This window comes from Rhodoferax sp., assembly GCF_034520025.1.
Taxonomy (GTDB): domain Bacteria; phylum Pseudomonadota; class Gammaproteobacteria; order Burkholderiales; family Burkholderiaceae_C; genus Allorhodoferax.
Map to the genome: position 1 here is coordinate 359519 of NZ_JAXHNZ010000001.1, position 16510 is coordinate 376028.

At 60.4% G+C, this 16510-nt stretch carries 13 protein-coding genes; 1 reads left to right on the forward strand and 12 read right to left on the reverse strand.

The annotated features are described in order from the left end of the window. Positions 1–37: 37 nt before the first annotated feature. Genes U5L73_RS01745 through U5L73_RS01765 form a run of 5 tightly spaced genes read right to left on the reverse strand, consistent with a single transcriptional unit; the run spans position 38 to position 5314 of the window. Positions 38–3031, reverse strand: coding sequence for a DUF6701 domain-containing protein (locus U5L73_RS01745; RefSeq protein WP_322560735.1), 2994 nt, complete (start codon positions 3029–3031; stop codon positions 38–40). After that, on the reverse strand, positions 3031–3441 hold the full coding sequence (locus U5L73_RS01750; RefSeq protein WP_322560736.1) for a hypothetical protein: 411 nt from the start codon (positions 3439–3441) through the stop codon (positions 3031–3033). The genes U5L73_RS01745 and U5L73_RS01750 overlap by 1 nt, the downstream gene beginning before the upstream one ends. Beyond that, on the reverse strand, positions 3438–4340 hold the full coding sequence (locus tag U5L73_RS01755) for a prepilin-type N-terminal cleavage/methylation domain-containing protein (RefSeq protein ID WP_322560737.1): 903 nt from the start codon (positions 4338–4340) through the stop codon (positions 3438–3440). The genes U5L73_RS01750 and U5L73_RS01755 overlap by 4 nt, the downstream gene beginning before the upstream one ends. 13 nt (positions 4341–4353) lie before the next feature. After that, complete coding sequence (locus U5L73_RS01760; protein ID WP_322560738.1) at positions 4354–4800, reverse strand: type II secretion system protein; 447 nt, start codon at positions 4798–4800, stop codon at positions 4354–4356. Next, the gene (locus tag U5L73_RS01765; RefSeq protein WP_322560739.1) at positions 4793–5314 is read right to left on the reverse strand and encodes a prepilin-type N-terminal cleavage/methylation domain-containing protein; all 522 of its coding nucleotides are present in this window, start codon (positions 5312–5314) and stop codon (positions 4793–4795) included. The genes U5L73_RS01760 and U5L73_RS01765 overlap by 8 nt, the downstream gene beginning before the upstream one ends. A gap of 129 nt (positions 5315–5443) precedes the next feature. Between U5L73_RS01765 and U5L73_RS01770 the strand changes: the two genes are divergently transcribed. Then, entirely contained in the window at positions 5444–7531 is a 2088-nt protein-coding gene (locus U5L73_RS01770) for an O-antigen ligase family protein (RefSeq protein WP_322560740.1), read from the forward strand. 81 nt (positions 7532–7612) lie between these two features. Here the strand turns inward: U5L73_RS01770 and U5L73_RS01775 are convergent, their stop codons facing one another. The 7 genes from U5L73_RS01775 to U5L73_RS01805 all read right to left on the reverse strand — a co-directional run bounded on the left by U5L73_RS01775 (position 7613) and on the right by U5L73_RS01805 (position 16508). Beyond that, positions 7613–8002, reverse strand: coding sequence for a type II secretion system protein (locus U5L73_RS01775; RefSeq protein WP_322560741.1), 390 nt, complete (start codon positions 8000–8002; stop codon positions 7613–7615). A gap of 148 nt (positions 8003–8150) precedes the next feature. After that, on the reverse strand, positions 8151–8669 hold the full coding sequence (locus tag U5L73_RS01780) for a hypothetical protein (RefSeq protein WP_322560742.1): 519 nt from the start codon (positions 8667–8669) through the stop codon (positions 8151–8153). Positions 8670–8672: 3 nt separating this feature from the next. Then, positions 8673–9911, reverse strand: coding sequence for a type II secretion system F family protein (locus tag U5L73_RS01785; RefSeq protein WP_322560743.1), 1239 nt, complete (start codon positions 9909–9911; stop codon positions 8673–8675). A gap of 2 nt (positions 9912–9913) precedes the next feature. Beyond that, a complete protein-coding gene (locus tag U5L73_RS01790) occupies positions 9914–11680 on the reverse strand; it encodes a GspE/PulE family protein (RefSeq protein ID WP_322560744.1) in 1767 nt (588 codons plus the stop codon). A gap of 45 nt (positions 11681–11725) precedes the next feature. Continuing rightward, positions 11726–12538: a glycine zipper 2TM domain-containing protein gene (locus U5L73_RS01795; protein ID WP_322560745.1), complete on the reverse strand. Its 813-nt coding sequence runs from the start codon at positions 12536–12538 to the stop codon at positions 11726–11728. 176 nt (positions 12539–12714) lie between these two features. Then, entirely contained in the window at positions 12715–15480 is a 2766-nt protein-coding gene (gene metH / locus U5L73_RS01800) for a methionine synthase (protein WP_322560746.1), read from the reverse strand. A gap of 29 nt (positions 15481–15509) precedes the next feature. Next, the gene (locus tag U5L73_RS01805; protein ID WP_322560747.1) at positions 15510–16508 is read right to left on the reverse strand and encodes a Gfo/Idh/MocA family oxidoreductase; all 999 of its coding nucleotides are present in this window, start codon (positions 16506–16508) and stop codon (positions 15510–15512) included. Positions 16509–16510: the final 2 nt, after the last annotated feature.

Consider the following 16510-nt stretch of genomic DNA (forward strand, 5'->3'; position numbering starts at 1 on the left):
AAACGGGGTTTTCCAGCAGATTGACAGAGCAAAACCCTCAGTAGTTCTCCCGCAAGTAGATCAACGGGCTGCGGAATTTCCCGAAGGTGGCACGGGCAGCAGGGTTGGCGCCGAACCAAGGCCTGTTGGCAGCTGTAGCCGGTGTCGCGGTTGTCGATACACAGGTGGTGGCCGTTGCCACCGGTGTCGGTGACACGTTCAAGGTCAAAAGCACACTACCGCTGTTCCCCTTGCCCGGCTTGGACAGTTGCAAGCTGGAGAGCTTGCCGGCCACCAAAGTCTGCGAGCTGGTGGGGCTGAGCTGGGTCTCACAGTTATTCAGGTTCTCGGTGTAGCTGCCCATCTGAATCGCGGAAGGTGCAAACGAGGTGCAGCTGTCTAGGGTGTTGAGCACATACGCGCTGCCGTTCCAGTACCGCGCCTCGACCGGTATCGGTAGGGGTAGCAACTCGGAGCCATAGGCATTGCCCAGCCGTAATTGCCCGTAGCGGATGCTGGTCGTGCCGGTGGCTATGGTGGGGCCGATCAAGGTGCTGCCGTCAGCATCGGTGACCGCGGCTTGAATGCGGAAACTGTCATAGGGTCCATCAGGGCTGCTGGTGAGTTTGCCAAACGCAAATGCGTCCGCAATGCTGACCTGGCCCTGGTTCCACAACGTATTGTTGGGCATTGCCGGAAAGGCTGGATTGACCAAACGAGCGATGGCCACCGGGCTCGACGCGTTGTCGCCACTGAACGTCACAGAGGCACGCCCCGTGAAGCCAGAGACCAAGCGGCTGACCACTGGGTCTGTTGCAGAGGGCGTGCCGCCTGTGGTGGCATGGGCCTTGACCAGCAAGCTCACTGCCAAGGCGTCCTGGTCCATATAGGTAAAGCCGCCTACAGTACATGCGGGGGTTACGCTACCGCTGAAAGAGTAGTGACTCGGGTACCACCGGCCCATTCGCGCAGAGGCAGTGCTGCCGATGGTGCAGCCATACCGGCCGCCCGCCAGCGTATTGGAACTGCTACCTGCGACACAGTCGCCGACTGCGTCGTCGATCGCAGCAAACGCTGAATCGGCGACCGCATTGGCTTGGAACTGGATAGAGCCGACATCGGTGTAGCGGAAGCTGCTACCCGTGGCAGCAACACCCTTAGCAGCGCCAAATGTTCCGGTCAATGCGCCGGCCTGAATAGTGGCGTTGTTGTGATCCACCACTTTGGTATCGTCAGTGGCAGGCGTGCCGGTGTATCCGCCCGTCACACCGGACGAAGCGGACAGATCAAAGTTGGCCCCCGCCACGGCCCGGGGCGTACCCGTCAAACCGGTGTTGGTTTGCGAAGCGGTAGTGACACTCAGGCTTTGCGGCCGGATGGCAAACCGGTCTGAAGAGCATGCGTAGAGCGTGGGCGACACATTGGTGTCCGTCACCCTGCAAATCACGTTGCGGTGGGCGGTGGGCATGGTGATCGGGGTGGGCAGGGCTTTGCGCCCCAGATCGGTAGTGGCAAATGTGATGTTGCGGCTGGCAATCGGCCCGGTGTAGGCAGAGCAACTGGCGGGTGCGGTCACCGGCTCGTCAAAAAGCTCCACGGTTACGCCGCTGGTCGCGGTGTAGGTGAGTGCGGGGGTGCCGTCCGCCAGCAAGGCCATCACATCGAGGTTGAACGCGGTACCGCTGAGCTTGGTGTTGAGCGGGTTGCGCCCGGTGCTGGTGGCGATCACGTTGTTATAAACGGCCCCTGTTTCGAGGCAGTCATAGCCACCTACACAAGGAGTACCCACGAAGGTCATGGCGCAACTTTGTACTCCGGTCGCGGTGTTGAAGCAGCGCGTACCGTTCAGGGGAATAGTGCTTAAACCCGTGGAACCCAACACCACCGCACCGCTGGTCGATGCCTGCAGCGTCACGGTCTGAATGCTATTGCCAGAACCCACCGTAAACGTACTTGGGGTCTTGGTTACTGTCGGCACCGCCGGGGTGGTGGTGATTTGACCCGTCAACGTGCCAGTGCTCACGATGCTGGCCGCCGGGCACGGCACGGTAGAAACCAGGCAAGCTAACACCTGCACGGGCTCGGGACACAAGGTGCCCATGCCATCGTGGCGGATTTCAAGGTGATCGTACGGCGGTACCGTCGGGGAACCCACCACAAAGTCATAGCTAAAGGTGTAGGTTCCGGGTGCTATGAACTGGTACTGGATGCCGATGCCGGTGTCGCGCAAAGTGTTGCTCACCGAGTTGTTCATGGCAGTAGTCTTGTTGACCGAACAGGTATCGCCTGCATCCCAAAAAGTATCCCAATTGTTCGCACAATACGCCGAGAAGGTAGGCCCCGAGCGTTCGCGGAAGGATTGCACAATTGAGACCCCCGCAGGTATGGCCGTAGTCGAGGTGCAAGCACCCAAGGGTGGGGGATAAGTGCCCACCACCCGCTTTCCGTTGCTATCTACAAAGGTCACGCCGCACCCAAGGTCGCTGCCGCCCAAAAAGGTATCAAACGCATGGCTGTACCGCACGGGGTTCGCTGCACTCACCACAAAGCCCGAGGGAATGACGACGGTCACCTCCGCAGTTAAAAAATCGAGGGGCGTGGTGTATTTCCAGACGATGGACACTTGGGGGCCATTGTTCACCGCGAGTGTGGAGGTTGCAGTTTGCTGTACGCCTGCAACCGAAGGGTTTGCCGGGGTGGTCGCACTGATAGTTTGCGTGTTGTAACTCTGCCTCGTAGTAGTGCCCAAGCGGAAATTAGAAGGGCCGTAGAGCTGTCCGTTCGCTCGTAGAAACACCCCGTTGTCAAGGTTTGTACTTGGCGGAGCCGTGGCGGGCTGGAAAACCTGCCCAGTGCCATTGAGACGCGCGATCTGGATTTGGGTGTTGGCATCAATAATCACCCGCAGTCCATTGGTGGCGGTGTTTCCCCCCATGCTATTGAGCTCGATAGCCAGCACAGCCACTGGCAGCAAACCCCACACTACGCACACCACCCACTGATGCGCCCTCGCTCGGAATAACCGGAAACATGCTTTGAATAGCGTGGTCATCACATCTCCATACTGGCGCTCACACTGCGCTCTACGTAATTGCTCCCACCGGCAACACCCAAGCTCGCGCGGGCGTCCAGCCGGTAAATGACCACATTGCCACCGCTATCGGCATAGACACTGCGGCTACAAGTCACCCGAACGGTGTAACCATCTACATTGCGGCCGGCCGCACTGGTGAGGTCACCCGAGGGGCAGGCTGCGTTGCTAGCCACCAAGCTTGCCACCCCCCACGCGAGGCCGCCGCGCGCCGCCCAGTAGGCGCGGCTGCCTTGCAGATCCCGGGCGGACGTCAATTGCTGGGTGTTCGAAAACGACACCATAAAACCGCCCAATGCAGCCAGCACCACCAACAGAAAGATGGCGGCGATGGCGGCAAAGCCGTGTTGGCGGAGGCGGAGGGGTGTCATGGCGTGTTGTTGACCTGAATCTGGTGATAAAGGTTCACCGTTTCCGCGTTCCGGGTAATAGCCAGCGTCATTTGCACCAGCCCGTTGCGCTGTGAATCGGTGTCGTTGTAAGTGAAGCTGCATGCCGACAAATCAGACATCAACACAGGTGCGGAGCTCACCGGGTTCGCTGCACTGCCGCAATACCGAGTGGCGCTGTTGGTAAACAACACCCCTGTGCCCGTAGTTACACCGGGTGTGACCAAGCGGCGCAAGGTGCTGCCGTTGCACACATAGGTGACCACGTTTTCTTCCAGAGGCACCACATGGAAACGCTTGGTTCCGGAGTCCAGCGGAAACTGCTTGGGTGCCGCAAGGTTGATCGTGGTCTCCTCGGCGCCGCTACTGGTGTCCACACTGAGGCTGGAGACCCGAGCCACGTTGTCGCCGTTATAGGCATTCACATTACTGATGCCGAGGTTGTAAACCACCACCAAATCGTTGACGCCGATTTGCTGATCCGCCGGCCAATCTGCATTGCGGCCCAGCATATTGAAAACCGAATCTGCCGTTGTGAAATCGAGCCCCTTGCCCACCGTATCGCCGGTCGGGCGGTTGTTCTCCCGGTAGCGGCCCCCATTGCGGGTCGGAATGAATTCCAGGCACGAGTCTGACCCGCTGGTGCTCACACGCACACTGTTGGGCAAGGCCTTGCGGATGTCCCGTGAGATACGCCGGACTGCAGTGTCTGCGACGTCAGTCAGGGCGGCCCGGCGTCCGCTGTCGAAATACGCCTGTATGGGTGCCCGCATGAACACCGCCACCACCCCACCGATCACTCCCATGATCACAATCACGATCACCAACTCCACCAAGGTGAAGCCCGCTTGTTGCCGCATAGTCTGAACCGGAGTTTTCATGACGGGTGAGCGCTTAATAATTTGTCCGGTAACCGGTCAACACCATAGCCTCGGTACCACGCGTCACCGTGACGCGCACCCTTTTGGCTTCGATACCCAGTGTCGTGTTGTCGGTCGTGACAGCAATGGCCAGTGCGTAACCGGACAAACTGGCGGGGAACGCAAATGCCGCTTGTGTTTGACCGTCGTAATCGCTCACATCGTCCCACAGATCTCGGCTGGCCTCGACTACGGCGGGCGAGTTGTCCGGATCGGTGTACGCTTTTTGCAGCACCTCTTCGAGCACAGACTCCGCGATGGCGATGGCCTGTTTGCGGATCATCGGGTCTGCGCTGGATTTCACCGAGGTGTCCATCACCGACAAAATACCTGCCAAGCCAGCCCCCACCACCACGATGAAAACGATCAGCTCCACCAGTGTGAAGCCCTTTTGTCGGTGAATCAGCGCCCGCTTAGTCATGCACATAGCCAGTGCCCGCTTCGATGATGATGGATGGCGCCACATTGGCTACCTGCAGCACCTGCGTCGGGGCAGCAGCGCCGGTGCTGGCGTTCACCGGTTGCCCTAGCCCATCAAAGTTGAACGAGGTGAGGGTGCTACTGAACGCCACCCCGCTGCGGGCCGTGAGGATGGCTTCTCCGCCAGGCCCGGGCAGATCGAGGGTGCAAGTATTACTCGCCGCCGCGCTGGCCAAGCGCAAACGAATGGCACTGGCGGACAGCTCCACACAGACCGTGCGGCGCTGGGCGATGGCGGTTTTCTGCGCATAACGCAAATAAGCGAGCGACTGGTCATAAAACCCGCGGGCATAGAAATCGCCCGTGTTGATCATGCGCGGCACCGCGTACACCGACAGCACCCCGAGCAACACAATCACCATGACCAGTTCCACCAGCGTGAAACCACGCATGCGCCTGCCCCGAGATGCGGGCATCGATTCCAACGCAAAATCCAAGGAAACAGGCAGAGACATGGATCGTTTACATTTGCTATGCTTTTAGGAGCTATCCGCGCAAGCAAAACGAGCGCTACAGCCTTATTTAATCATTAATCGTTGACCCCGTGGCGGGGTCATGGAAGACCCGCAAAGCTTACCCCCAACATGCCTGCTGTACCAGCTTCCAATGCACCCGAAAGTACCGCCATTTCTGCGGCCACTGCGCCCGCTCACCGGAAGACCCGGGGCGCTGCTTGGGCACTCGCGCTCACCCTCGGGCTCATGCCGGTGCTGGGTGTTCCCGGGGAGTGGGTGTTGCAAGACACGCTGAAATCCGCGCTGCTGGCCCTGGGCGTGGTGTGCGCCCTAGCTTTGCTCCTCACTCAAGCGCTCCGGCCCCCTCGCGGGGAAAGCACCGAGTGGTATTTTCATGGCCTGTTGGCGTTTCCAGCTGTGTTGTGCCTGTATGCGCTGGGCAGTGTGGCGTGGTCGCACAGCTATCTGGCTGGCGCAGAGGCTGCGCGCTGGTGCGTGCTTGGCGCGCTGTTGTGGACCTGCTTGCAGGTGCTGCGAGGCGGACACGCCATGCTACTGGTGTGGGGTATCCACGCGGGCGCGGTGGGTGCATCGGCATGGTGCGCGGCGCAGTTTTGGGGAGACCTCTCCTGGTTTCCGCAGTTTGCCGCGCCGGCTTCGGTGTTTGTGAATCGCAACTTCTTTGCGGAGTATCTGGTGTGCACCCTGCCGTTTTCGGCGTATGCCTTGATGCAGCTGCGGTCCCCCAAGAGCCGGAGCCTCATGGCATTGTCACTGGCCTGGAACCTTGCTGCTCTGCTCATGACCGGCACCCGCTCGGCGCTGATAGCAACCACCATCATGGTGCCAGTCACCCTGTTCGTGCTGTGGCGATACCGGCAAGCTGCGGATAGTCCGTCTTGGTCTCGGCGCGACCTCGGGCTCACCGGCTCGGTTTTGCTGCTGGGGCTTGCAGGCTTGGCGCTCATCCCGAGCAATAGCCCGACTATCTTGGCGCAAGGGTATGGGTTGACCCCTTTGGAGCGCAGTGTCTACCGAGCGGGCTCGGTCGCACGGCCCGAGGAGTACACAGAAGGCTCGTTTTCGATACGGGCGCTCATGTGGCGTGCCAGCATCCGTATGCTGATGGATCACCCATGGGCCGGGGTCGGTGCTGGTGCGTGGGAGGCACATATTCCACGCTACCAAGGTGCCAACAACTCGGTAGAAACCGATTTCTACGCTCATAACGAACCTTTACAGTTGCTGGCTGAGTGCGGCTTGCCGGTGGGTGGCAGCCTCTTGGCAGGACTGCTCGGGTACTTGCTTTTCAGCACCCAAACCCGCTGGCAGCGCCTAGCCAGCCGCCGACCATCCGAGGCGGAAGCCTTGTGTGCAATCGCGTTATGCAGCCTGTTGGGGCTCTTGTTGGTGAGTAATGCAGGTTTCCCGTGGCGGCTGGCTAGCACAGGAGCTCTGCTGATGGTGGGGCTGGCGGTGCTGGCCCACGCAGACCCGCGAGCTTACCTAGCCAGCGCTGGCACTTTGCGCGCCGGGTTGGTGGCGACAGGCTTGGCGGGCTTGGTAATTGTGGTGGTGAGTGGCTTGGCATTCCGGGCCGAATTCGCCATTATTCGCAGCATCCAGACGCTCAACCTCATCCTGAAGAACCCCAACATGCCGCCTGCGGAGTGGCAGCGGCTGCAAACCGAAGCATGGGACTGGCTCAAACGAGGGGTACAGATCCACCCCCACTACCGCAAACTCACGGCACAAGCGGCAGACGGTTTTGCCGCCACCGGCAACCTACAGGCGGCGCTCTGGGCCCAAGACTCGATGGCGGTTTCGCGCCCGTACATTCCGGATGTCCGTGCCAACCAAGTTTTGCTGAATGTGGCCCTGAACCGCAATGGCCCTGCCGCAGAAGCATTTGCCGCTCTTGCCGCCCTGCAACCGGATACCCCGCGTACGCGGGCTTTAGACATTCTGCTCATGCGGCGCGCCGGCCAGACAGCCGGGGCAGCCCAGAAGCTCAGCAACTACTTTACAGATGGAGTGCTCCAGTACGATCTGATCCAAATGGCGATCGCCATCGGCCTTGAAACCCACGATGCTGCCTTGACCACCCAAGCCTACCGGCTATGGGTACGCCACTGGCCGCAAGAGCGCCAGGCGCAAGCGGCCAGCTTGGCTGCCGCACCAGCCGCTTGGCGGGGGGCCATGAGCCAGCCCGATTAAGCAGTTTGCCCATAAAAAAAGCCAGTGTGACACGCCACGCTGGCTTTTCAGAGACCGTGGTTCGGGTCGCTTCTGCGGGTTTTATGGGGTCGTAATCGCAGTGAAAGTTGCGGTCACCGCTGTGCCCCCCGATGGGGTGAAGCTCAAAACACAATCGTTGGTTGCACCAGACGGAGTCGCAAAGGCGGTTGTTGGTGCAGTGTATTCCGCTGACGGGAAAGCGCCCCCTTGCAAGGTGGCTTTGGCAGCGTCACAAGAATTTACGACGGTTCCAGTACCGCGAGCGGAGTATGTTGCGTAGTTGATCGCGGAGCCTGATGACAGCGCACCCGCCACACCCTGTACCGAAGCCTGGCGAGCATCAGAGGACAAATCCACAAACTTTGGAATCGCGACGGCCGCCAGGATCCCCAAAATCACAATGACCATGACCAACTCGATCAATGTAAAGCCGCGTTGTACTTGTTTCATGCTGTCCACCTTCCAAAAAAATGTGAATCCGTATTTCGGGTCATTCTAGGGTAGCTTCTGAAAAAAGTGCGGGAGGAATAGCACTTAACTCCGTGACTTTTCTCAAGTTTCCTCGGGTTTATGCCCCATCCGTCAGGACTCCTCGCGCTCACTCTACAGGCAAGCCTCCCCAGACATACGCCTGAATAGGGCGCAGTTGATAGGCCGCGGCTGTGCTTTCGACCATAAACCATATCGCTTGAACGCCTGCAGGGGCATCCAAGCCGCCCTGCTCCAAGGGCTTGTAGCCAATGCAGCCACAGCGCTGATCAAACACCCATCGCCCCGGCGCAACCTCTTGCAGTAGCGCAGCGGGTACTTCCCCCGCGTAGTTGGCCGCAGGCTGTTGGAGCATCCCGAAAGGATTGGGAACAATACCGTTGGCTGCCACCGGGCCACCGGTGCTCTTGCGCTGCGGCAACATGGATTGCACATAGTCGAGTACCAACGCAGTCCGCAAGGCGCCCAGCGTGCTCTGCACCGCTGCACGCTCGGTTTGCGCGCGAACCTGCTGGCCGTAACGCCACAACACCGCGGTAGCAATAGCAATGCACAGCGTCAGGATGCCCCACTCCACCCAGCGGCTGTTCCAACGCACACGCGCAACCGGAGTGCGGGCAGTGGCCATGGCCTAGCCTCCGCCCTTGCCCATGGCAGCTTGCCCCATATTCCACAAAGGCAAAAACACGCCCAGCGCCAGCAACAAGACCAGGGCGCCGATCACCGCCAACAGCACCGGCTCAATCGCGGCAGACAGGCCCTTGATGTTGTAGTCCGTCTCACGCTCATACATGCCGGCGATCTCAAACAAAAGGTTGTCGAGCTCCCCGGTTTCTTCGCCCACATTGATCATTTGCAGCACCACCGGCGTGAACACACCTGTTGCGGCTGCGCAGCGCGAGATACTTTCACCCCGCTCAATGCCGTCGCGCATCTGCTCGATCCGGGCACCAATGAAGGCGTTGTCCACCGTTTGGGCCACAACCGTGAGCGCTTGCACCAGAGGAACGCCACTTTGGCTACTCAAGGCAAAGCTTCGGGCGAAACGGGCCAACGTGGCTTTGAGAATGATTTCTCCGATGATGGGGAGCTTGAGCTTGCGCGCATCCCATTTATAGCGCCCGCTCGGCGTTCGCAAATAGGCCCGAATGCCGATAGCGACCACCACGGAGATAACGATCAACAGTGGCCACCAATTGAGCATCCAGTTTGAAAACCCAAGCAGGCCACGGGTGATCAAGGGAAGCTCGGTGTTAAACCCGGCGAACACCTTGGCAAAAACCGGAATGACGAAAATATTCAAGATCACAATGGCCGCCGCCATCGCGAACAGCACAAAGGTGGGATAGCGGGTGGCTTGTTTGATCCGCTCACGCACATCGCGCTCGAACTCCATGTGCTCATTGAGCCGGAGAAACACCTCGGTCAGGCGACCGGTCATTTCGCCGACCCGGATCATGGAGATATAGAAGTTTCCAAACAGCGCCACATGTCGCCCCAGGGCCACCGAGAGCTCCCGCCCTTGGTCCAGGCTGGCGCGCACATCCTTGAGCAAATCGACCATCGCTGGCTTGGTGGCCGAGGCCTCCAGCCCCGCAAAGGCCCGCAGAATCGGCACGCCTGCCTTGTTCAGGGTGTACATCTGACGCGAAAAAATCAGCACATCGTCCACATCCACCGGGCGGGCTGTTAAAAAAGCCAGAGGATCTTTTTTGTCTTTGGTTTCGACCGCCTTGGACACCGCAATGTGCACCGGCGCCACGCCAATCGACATAAGCTGGTCGGCCACACCCCCTTCGGTCATGGCCTCCAACTGCCCGCTGACGGCCTCGCCCCGGTTATTGCGTCCGCGCCAGTCGTAGATTGGCATGGTCAGCCCAGCATGGCCTCGTCGCCATCCGAATCAAATCCGATGCGTAAAGCCTCTGCCAAGGAAGTTTTGCCACTGCGCACCAGCTGCAAGGCATGAAACGCCATGGTGTGGCCTTTCATGCGCTCGCGCGCGGTCCGCAAGAAAGCGGCAGGGTCGCTTTGGGTGGCTGCGTGGGTCAGGGCGGCATCCATTTCCAGGAGTTCATAAACGCCCTGACGCCCTGAATAGCCGGTGCCATTGCACTGGGAGCAGCCTAAACCACGCTTGGGCTTGATCTCTTCACCGAGCTCCAACATGGCATCCAACCACGACTGTTCTTGCGGCGTAGGGGTGTGGGGCGCCAGACACTCCCGGCAGTTCAGGCGCAGCAGTCGCTGGGCAATGACCGCTTGCAACGACGTGGCCACCATGAAGGCTGGTACGCCCATATCCAGCAAGCGAAACGGAGTGCCAATGGCGTCCCGGGTGTGCAAGGTGGAGAGCACCAAGTGGCCCGTAATGGCGGCGCGCAAGCCGATTTCTGCCGTCTCGGCATCGCGCATTTCCCCGACCAGAATCACATCCGGGTCCTGGCGCAGACAAGCCCGTAAGACACGAGAAAACGTCAGCTCAATCTTGTCATTGACCTGCACCTGCGTGATGGCTGGCAAGCGGTATTCGACTGGGTCTTCAACCGTGATCACTTTGAGCTCCGCCGCATTGATCTCGGCCAGGGCGGCATAGAGAGTGGTAGTTTTACCGGAGCCTGTAGGCCCGGTCACCAGCACCATGCCAGAGGAGCGGGACAGCACATCGCGAAAACGTTTGAGCATGTCGGCCGGCATACCGATGGTGTCCAGCCGGCGCATACCGGCGCCCTGGTTCAACAACCGCATTACGGCTGACTCGCCGTAGGTGGTGGGCAGCGTGGACAGGCGCACATCGATGGTGTTGTCCTTCAGCCGGACCGAGAAGCGGCCATCTTGGGGCAATCGCTTCTCAGAGATGTCCAAGCCGGCCATCAGCTTCAAACGTTGGGCCAGTGCGCCGCCAATGCGCTTGTCGGCCTGCGTTTGGGTCTGGAGCACTCCATCGACCCGCACGCGGATTTGCAAAAAGCCTTCTTGCGGTTCGATGTGCACATCGGACGCGCCCACCTGGGTCGCATCTTCAAAAAGCGATTGGAGCAAGCGCACCACCGGCGCGCCCTCTTGGCCCACGCTGGCGGTGAGTTCCCCGAAGTCCACCGCGTCGCCCAGGTCTTTTTCCAGCGCGCGGGCCAAGCCACTGATTTCTTCGGTGCGGCGGTACAGCCGGTCGAAGGCCAGTGCCAAGTGACTCTCGGGCACCGCCGCGATACCAATGTTGCGCTTGAGGAGGCGGGTGAGCTCGTCGTAGGCAAACAGGTCCAGCGGGTCGGCCAAGGCAACCAGCAAGACATCGCCCTTGTCCTCGAGCACCAGCGCCTTGAAGCGGCGCGCAGCCGCTTCGGGCAGCAGCTTCACTACATCAGCACGAAAAGGAAAGGTTTTGAGGTTGACGAAGGGAACACGTAGTTGCCGGGCTAAGCCGTTGGCGAGCAACTCTTCGGTGATCACACCCGTCTCGATTAACAGGCGCCCGACCTTTTTACCGGTGGTGCGCTGCAGGTCAAGGGTTTGCTGCAACTGCTCCTGAGAAATGAGCTTTTGCTGCACCAGCACATCGCCCAAACGCAGCTTTTCCGGGCGGCCGGTAGGGGGCCGCGAAGCGTCCGTCGCACCGGGCGAAGCCGTTGCCATGTTCATGCGTTATTCCTTTTGCGGTTTGCAAAAATAATAGCATGGGGCCTCTCAGGTGTTGCCGGGAAAAGCCCGTGAATTCCGGTCAGCAGCAGCGGCCGCGGGGCTGATCCGGTTGCCGTCCAGCGTTACTGCCTGGCCGATGGTCGGGGCGGTGGACTGCTCCACAGTGCGCAGGCTGCCATCCTCCATGCGGACATCCACCTGGTAGACAGTGTCTTTCTTCAAGCGCTTTTCCACAGTATTGCCCGCCCAGCCGCCGCCCAACACCCCGGCAATGGTGGCCAGGGCCTTGCCGTCACCGCCACCGAACTGGTTACCCACCAAACCACCCAGCACTGCACCCGCCACCGCACCGGCCCCACTGGGGTTGGCGCTTTCACGCTGGATCGGGGTCACGCCCTCGATGACGCCGCACTGGATGCAGACCGCCTTGGCGGGCACTTTCACAGGTGCTTGTGCCGACGCATGAGTGGTAGCAAGCGGAGGCTCAACCGCCGTTGGTACAACGACTGGTGTGGCCGGCGCTTTTGCCGCGTGCGGTTGCGCTACAACTTTGGTAGCGCGCGGCGCTTGATTCACTTGGGTAGAAGCCGGTTTTGACTGCCTTTTCTCCGCATGCAGTGAGGCAGGGGCAGTCTCAGGCGCCGCAACAGAAGAAGCCGCCGTCACCACCGGTGTAGCAACAGCGGGGGTGCTGATGGCCAGCACTTCGATAGGCGCCTCCATAGCAGCGGTTTTGGTTTGCTGGTGCAGCACAACCGCACCCAAAGCCAAGGTGCTTACGCTCAGAGCGCCGATGGCTCCCCATAGAAACTTATTACCCGTCGCAACAACCGCGGGGTGGGACACAACAGTCGACATATATCTCCTTCGTTCAGACAAACAGGCTGCACTTATCGGCGCCTGCTCTTCAGCTAACGCTTGACAGGCCCTGAAGGTACACAGCCTGCGCGACGGGGAGGTATCTGATTTGTAACGCTGGGTAAAGCTGCGCCGCCATGGCCGCTCGGACTGCGGCAGCGGGCAGCCATGCAGATTTACAGGTTAGGTGCTAACAAACGCTCTAGCGCAGCGCGATCCAGCTGGCGGCGCTCGGCCAGGTCGTGTACCTGATCGTCGCCGATCTTGCCGACATTGAAGTAAGTCGCGTCGGGGTGGCCAATGTAGAAGCCGCTCACGCTGGCCGCCGGGGTCATGGCCAGGCTTTCGGTCACGGTCATGCCCACTTCGTCGCATTGCAACAGGGCGAACATGTCTTTCTTGGCGCTGTGGTCCGGGCAGGCGGGGTAGCCCGGTGCGGGGCGGATGCCTTGGTATTTTTCGCCGATCAGGTCTTCATTGCTCAGGGTTTCGCCAGCGGCGTAGCCCCACAAATCAGTACGCACCTTTTTGTGAAGGCATTCGGCAAAGGCTTCGGCCAAGCGGTCGGCAATCGACTTGAGCATGATGGCGCTGTAATCGTCGTGCGCGGCTTCGAAGGCCTCGGCCCGTTTGTCCGCACCGATACCGGCGGTGACAGCGAACATGCCGGCATAGTCGGCCTTGACGCCCGCGGGGGCCACAAAGTCGGCCAGGCAACGGCTGGGGCGCATCACGCCGTCGATCTCCTGCTTCTCCGTTTGCTGGCGCAGGCCGTACCAGGTCATGGCAACCTCTGTACGGTTTTCGTCGGTGTAGAAGGCGATGTCGTCGTCGTTCACTGTATTGGCAGGGTACAGCGCCACCACAGCGTTGGCGGTCAGCCAGCGGCCATCGATGATTTTCTTCAGCAGCGCTTGTCCATCCGCCAGGACTTTGCGGGCCTGCTCGCCCACCATCTCGTCTTGCAAGATGGCGGGGTAGGGGCCGGCCAAATCCCACGTTTGGAAGAAGGGGCCCCAGTCGATGTACTGGGCCAACTCGCCCAAGTCAAAGTTTTTGAACACGCGCCGGCCGATGAACTTGGGCACCGCGGCGTGGTGGGCCGCCCAGTCGATAGGCGTCTTGTTGGCCCGGGCCTTGCCCAACGGCCACAGCGGTGTTTGCTTTTTGTTGGCGTGCTGCTGGCGTACCCGGTCGTAGTCGGCGTTGAGTTCAGCAAGGTAGTTGGGCGCCCCATCACCCAGCAGGCTCTGGGCCACGCTGACGCTGCGGGAAGCGTCGGGCACATAGACCACCGGGCCTTCGTAGTTGGGCGCAATCTTCACGGCGGTGTGTACCCGGCTGCAGGTCGCGCCGCCAATCAGCAGAGGGATGTTGCGGCTGCGGAAGTAGTCGTCTTTCTGCATCTCGCCCGCCACGTACTGCATTTCTTCGAGGCTGGGGGTAATCAGGCCGGAGAGGCCGATGATGTCCGCGCCCTCCTCCTTGGCCTTGGCCAGGATTTCGTGGCAGGGCACCATGACGCCCATGTTCACCACGTCGAAGTTGTTGCACTGAAGCACTACGGTGACGATGTTTTTGCCGATGTCGTGCACGTCACCCTTAACGGTGGCAATCACGATCTTGCCCTTGGCTTTCGCTTCACCTCCGGCCTCCACCATGGCCAACTTCTCGGCCTCAATGTAGGGCAGCAAATGCGCCACCGCACTCTTCATCACACGCGCGCTCTTCACCACCTGCGGCAGGAACATCTTTCCCTGGCCGAACAGGTCACCCACCACGTTCATGCCGTCCATGAGCGGGCCTTCGATCACATGCAGCGGGCGGCCACCCTTGGCAAGAATTTCGCGATAAGCCTCTTCGGTATCGACGGTAATGAAGTCGGTAATGCCGTGCACCAGCGCGTGGCTCAGGCGCTGGGCCACCGCCACCGGGGCTTCGGGCGTGCCGCGCCATTCCAGCTTTTTGCTCTCGTCCTTGGCGCCGCTCTTGGCGGTTTCAGCAATCTCCACCAAGCGCTCGCCCGCGTCTTCGCGGCGGTTCAGCACCACGTCCTCCACGCGCTCGCGCAGCACGGGCTCCAGATCGTCGTACACACCGACCATACCGGCGTTGACGATGCCCATGTCCATACCGGCCTTGATGGCGTGGTACAGGAACACGGTGTGAATGGCTTCACGCACCGGGTCGTTGCCCCGGAAGCTGAAGGACACGTTGGATACACCACCGCTCACCTTGGCGCCGGGCAGGTTCTGCTTGATCCAGCGGGTGGCCTCGATGAAGTCCACCGCGTAGTTGTTGTGCTCTTCAATGCCGGTGGCAATGGCGAAGATGTTGGGGTCGAAGATGATGTCTTCCGGTGGGAAATCCACCTCATCCACCAGCAGGCGGTAGGCGCGCTCGCAAATCTCGATCTTGCGGGCATAGGTGTCAGCCTGGCCTTTTTCGTCAAAGGCCATTACGACGGCAGCAGCACCGTACCGGCGCAGCAGCTTGGCCTGGCGCTTGAACTCGTCCACGCCCTCTTTCATGCTGATCGAATTCACCACCGCCTTGCCCTGCACGCAGCGCAGACCGGCCTCGATCACGCTCCACTTGGAGCTGTCGATCATGATCGGGACGCGCGAAATATCGGGCTCCGAGGCGATCAGGTTCAGAAAGCGCACCATGGCGGCCTGGCTGTCCAGCATGGCCTCGTCCATGTTGATGTCGATGATCTGCGCGCCGTTTTCCACCTGCTGGCGGGCCACGGCCAGGGCCTCTTCAAACTGGCCGTTCAGAATCATGCGGGCGAAGGCCTTGGAACCGGTCACGTTGGTGCGCTCACCCACGTTCACGAACAGGCTGCTGCTGTCGATGGCGATGGGCTCCAGGCCCGAGAGCAGCATAGGCGCTACGGAATTGATAGCTGCTGGCGCAGATGATGCTTGGGCTTGAGGCATAAAAGACCTAAAAATCAAAATTCAGCGGCTTACACCGCAACCCAAGCGCCCGTGCGCAGGGAGGCAAACAGCGCGTCGATGATGCGCATGTTCTGAATGGCGTCTTCGACGCAGTACTGCAAAGGTTGCTCGCCGCGAATGGCGAGCGAGAAGGCATCGCCCTCCAGGCTGTACTGGTCGCAGGCCGCAAAGGTTTCCACCACCGCTTCGCGACCGCCGAGGACCTTGCCATCATCCACAAAGATGCGGGTTTCCTGGCCTTGGGGCGCATTGAACGGGATCTCAATTTCCACCCGCTTTTCAGTGCCCACCACATGCACCCGCTGATAAGGCGTGGTTTGCATGGACACCGTGAAATCCAAACGGCGGCCATTGCCGAAATCGAGCAAGGCGCTGAAGCTGCGGTCCACACCGAAGTCGGGGTCCATGTCCGCCAACGCCATCACGCGCACCGGCTCAGAGCCAAACAAAAAGCGCCCGGCCACGATGGGATAGCAACCGATATCCATGAGCGCGCCGCCGCCCTTGGTGGCATCGTTGCGGATATTGGTGGCACTGCGATTGAAATACGAGAACCACACCTGCACCGCACGCAAATCGCCCAGCGCACCGCTTTGCACCAGCTCGCGGGTGCGCAGCCACTGCGGGTGGAAGCGCACCATAAAGGCTTCCATGATGTGCACCTTGCCCGCCACTTCACGCAGCTGCGCTGCCTCATTGGCGTTCAAGGCGATGGGTTTTTCGCACAGCACATGCTTACCAGCGCGGGCTGCCGCCAGCGTCAAGGGCACATGCTGGTCGTTGGGCAAGGGGTTGTAAATAGCCTCTATCGAGGGGTCTGCCAACAGCTCCTCGTAAGACCCGTAGGCTTTGGGAATACCCAACCTGCCCGCCGCCGCCTGCGCGCTCTCCAGGGAGCGCGAGGCAATGGCCTGCACATCACACCACTGGCTGCGCTGCAGCGCAGGAGTGACTTTTTCCATTCCGATTTTGGCGGTGCTGAGCACGCCCCAGCGGACTTTGTTCATGG

Bases quoted from the DNA above. Each gene is read 5' to 3' on its own strand.
- metH (WP_322560746.1), bottom strand. From the start codon at position 15,480: ATGCCTCAAGCCCAAGCATCATCTGCGCCAGCAGCTATCAATTCCGTA.
- U5L73_RS01750 (WP_322560736.1), bottom strand. From the start codon at position 3,441: ATGACACCCCTCCGCCTCCGCCAACACGGCTTTGCCGCCATCGCCGCC.
- U5L73_RS01780 (WP_322560742.1), bottom strand. From the start codon at position 8,669: ATGGCCACTGCCCGCACTCCGGTTGCGCGTGTGCGTTGGAACAGCCGC.
- U5L73_RS01775 (WP_322560741.1), bottom strand. From the start codon at position 8,002: ATGAAACAAGTACAACGCGGCTTTACATTGATCGAGTTGGTCATGGTC.
- U5L73_RS01755 (WP_322560737.1), bottom strand. From the start codon at position 4,340: ATGAAAACTCCGGTTCAGACTATGCGGCAACAAGCGGGCTTCACCTTG.
- U5L73_RS01795 (WP_322560745.1), bottom strand. From the start codon at position 12,538: ATGTCGACTGTTGTGTCCCACCCCGCGGTTGTTGCGACGGGTAATAAG.
- U5L73_RS01765 (WP_322560739.1), bottom strand. From the start codon at position 5,314: ATGTCTCTGCCTGTTTCCTTGGATTTTGCGTTGGAATCGATGCCCGCA.
- U5L73_RS01770 (WP_322560740.1), top strand. From the start codon at position 5,444: ATGCCTGCTGTACCAGCTTCCAATGCACCCGAAAGTACCGCCATTTCT.
- U5L73_RS01790 (WP_322560744.1), bottom strand. From the start codon at position 11,680: ATGAACATGGCAACGGCTTCGCCCGGTGCGACGGACGCTTCGCGGCCC.
- U5L73_RS01745 (WP_322560735.1), bottom strand. From the start codon at position 3,031: ATGACCACGCTATTCAAAGCATGTTTCCGGTTATTCCGAGCGAGGGCG.
- U5L73_RS01760 (WP_322560738.1), bottom strand. From the start codon at position 4,800: ATGACTAAGCGGGCGCTGATTCACCGACAAAAGGGCTTCACACTGGTG.
- U5L73_RS01805 (WP_322560747.1), bottom strand. From the start codon at position 16,508: ATGAACAAAGTCCGCTGGGGCGTGCTCAGCACCGCCAAAATCGGAATG.
- U5L73_RS01785 (WP_322560743.1), bottom strand. From the start codon at position 9,911: ATGCCAATCTACGACTGGCGCGGACGCAATAACCGGGGCGAGGCCGTC.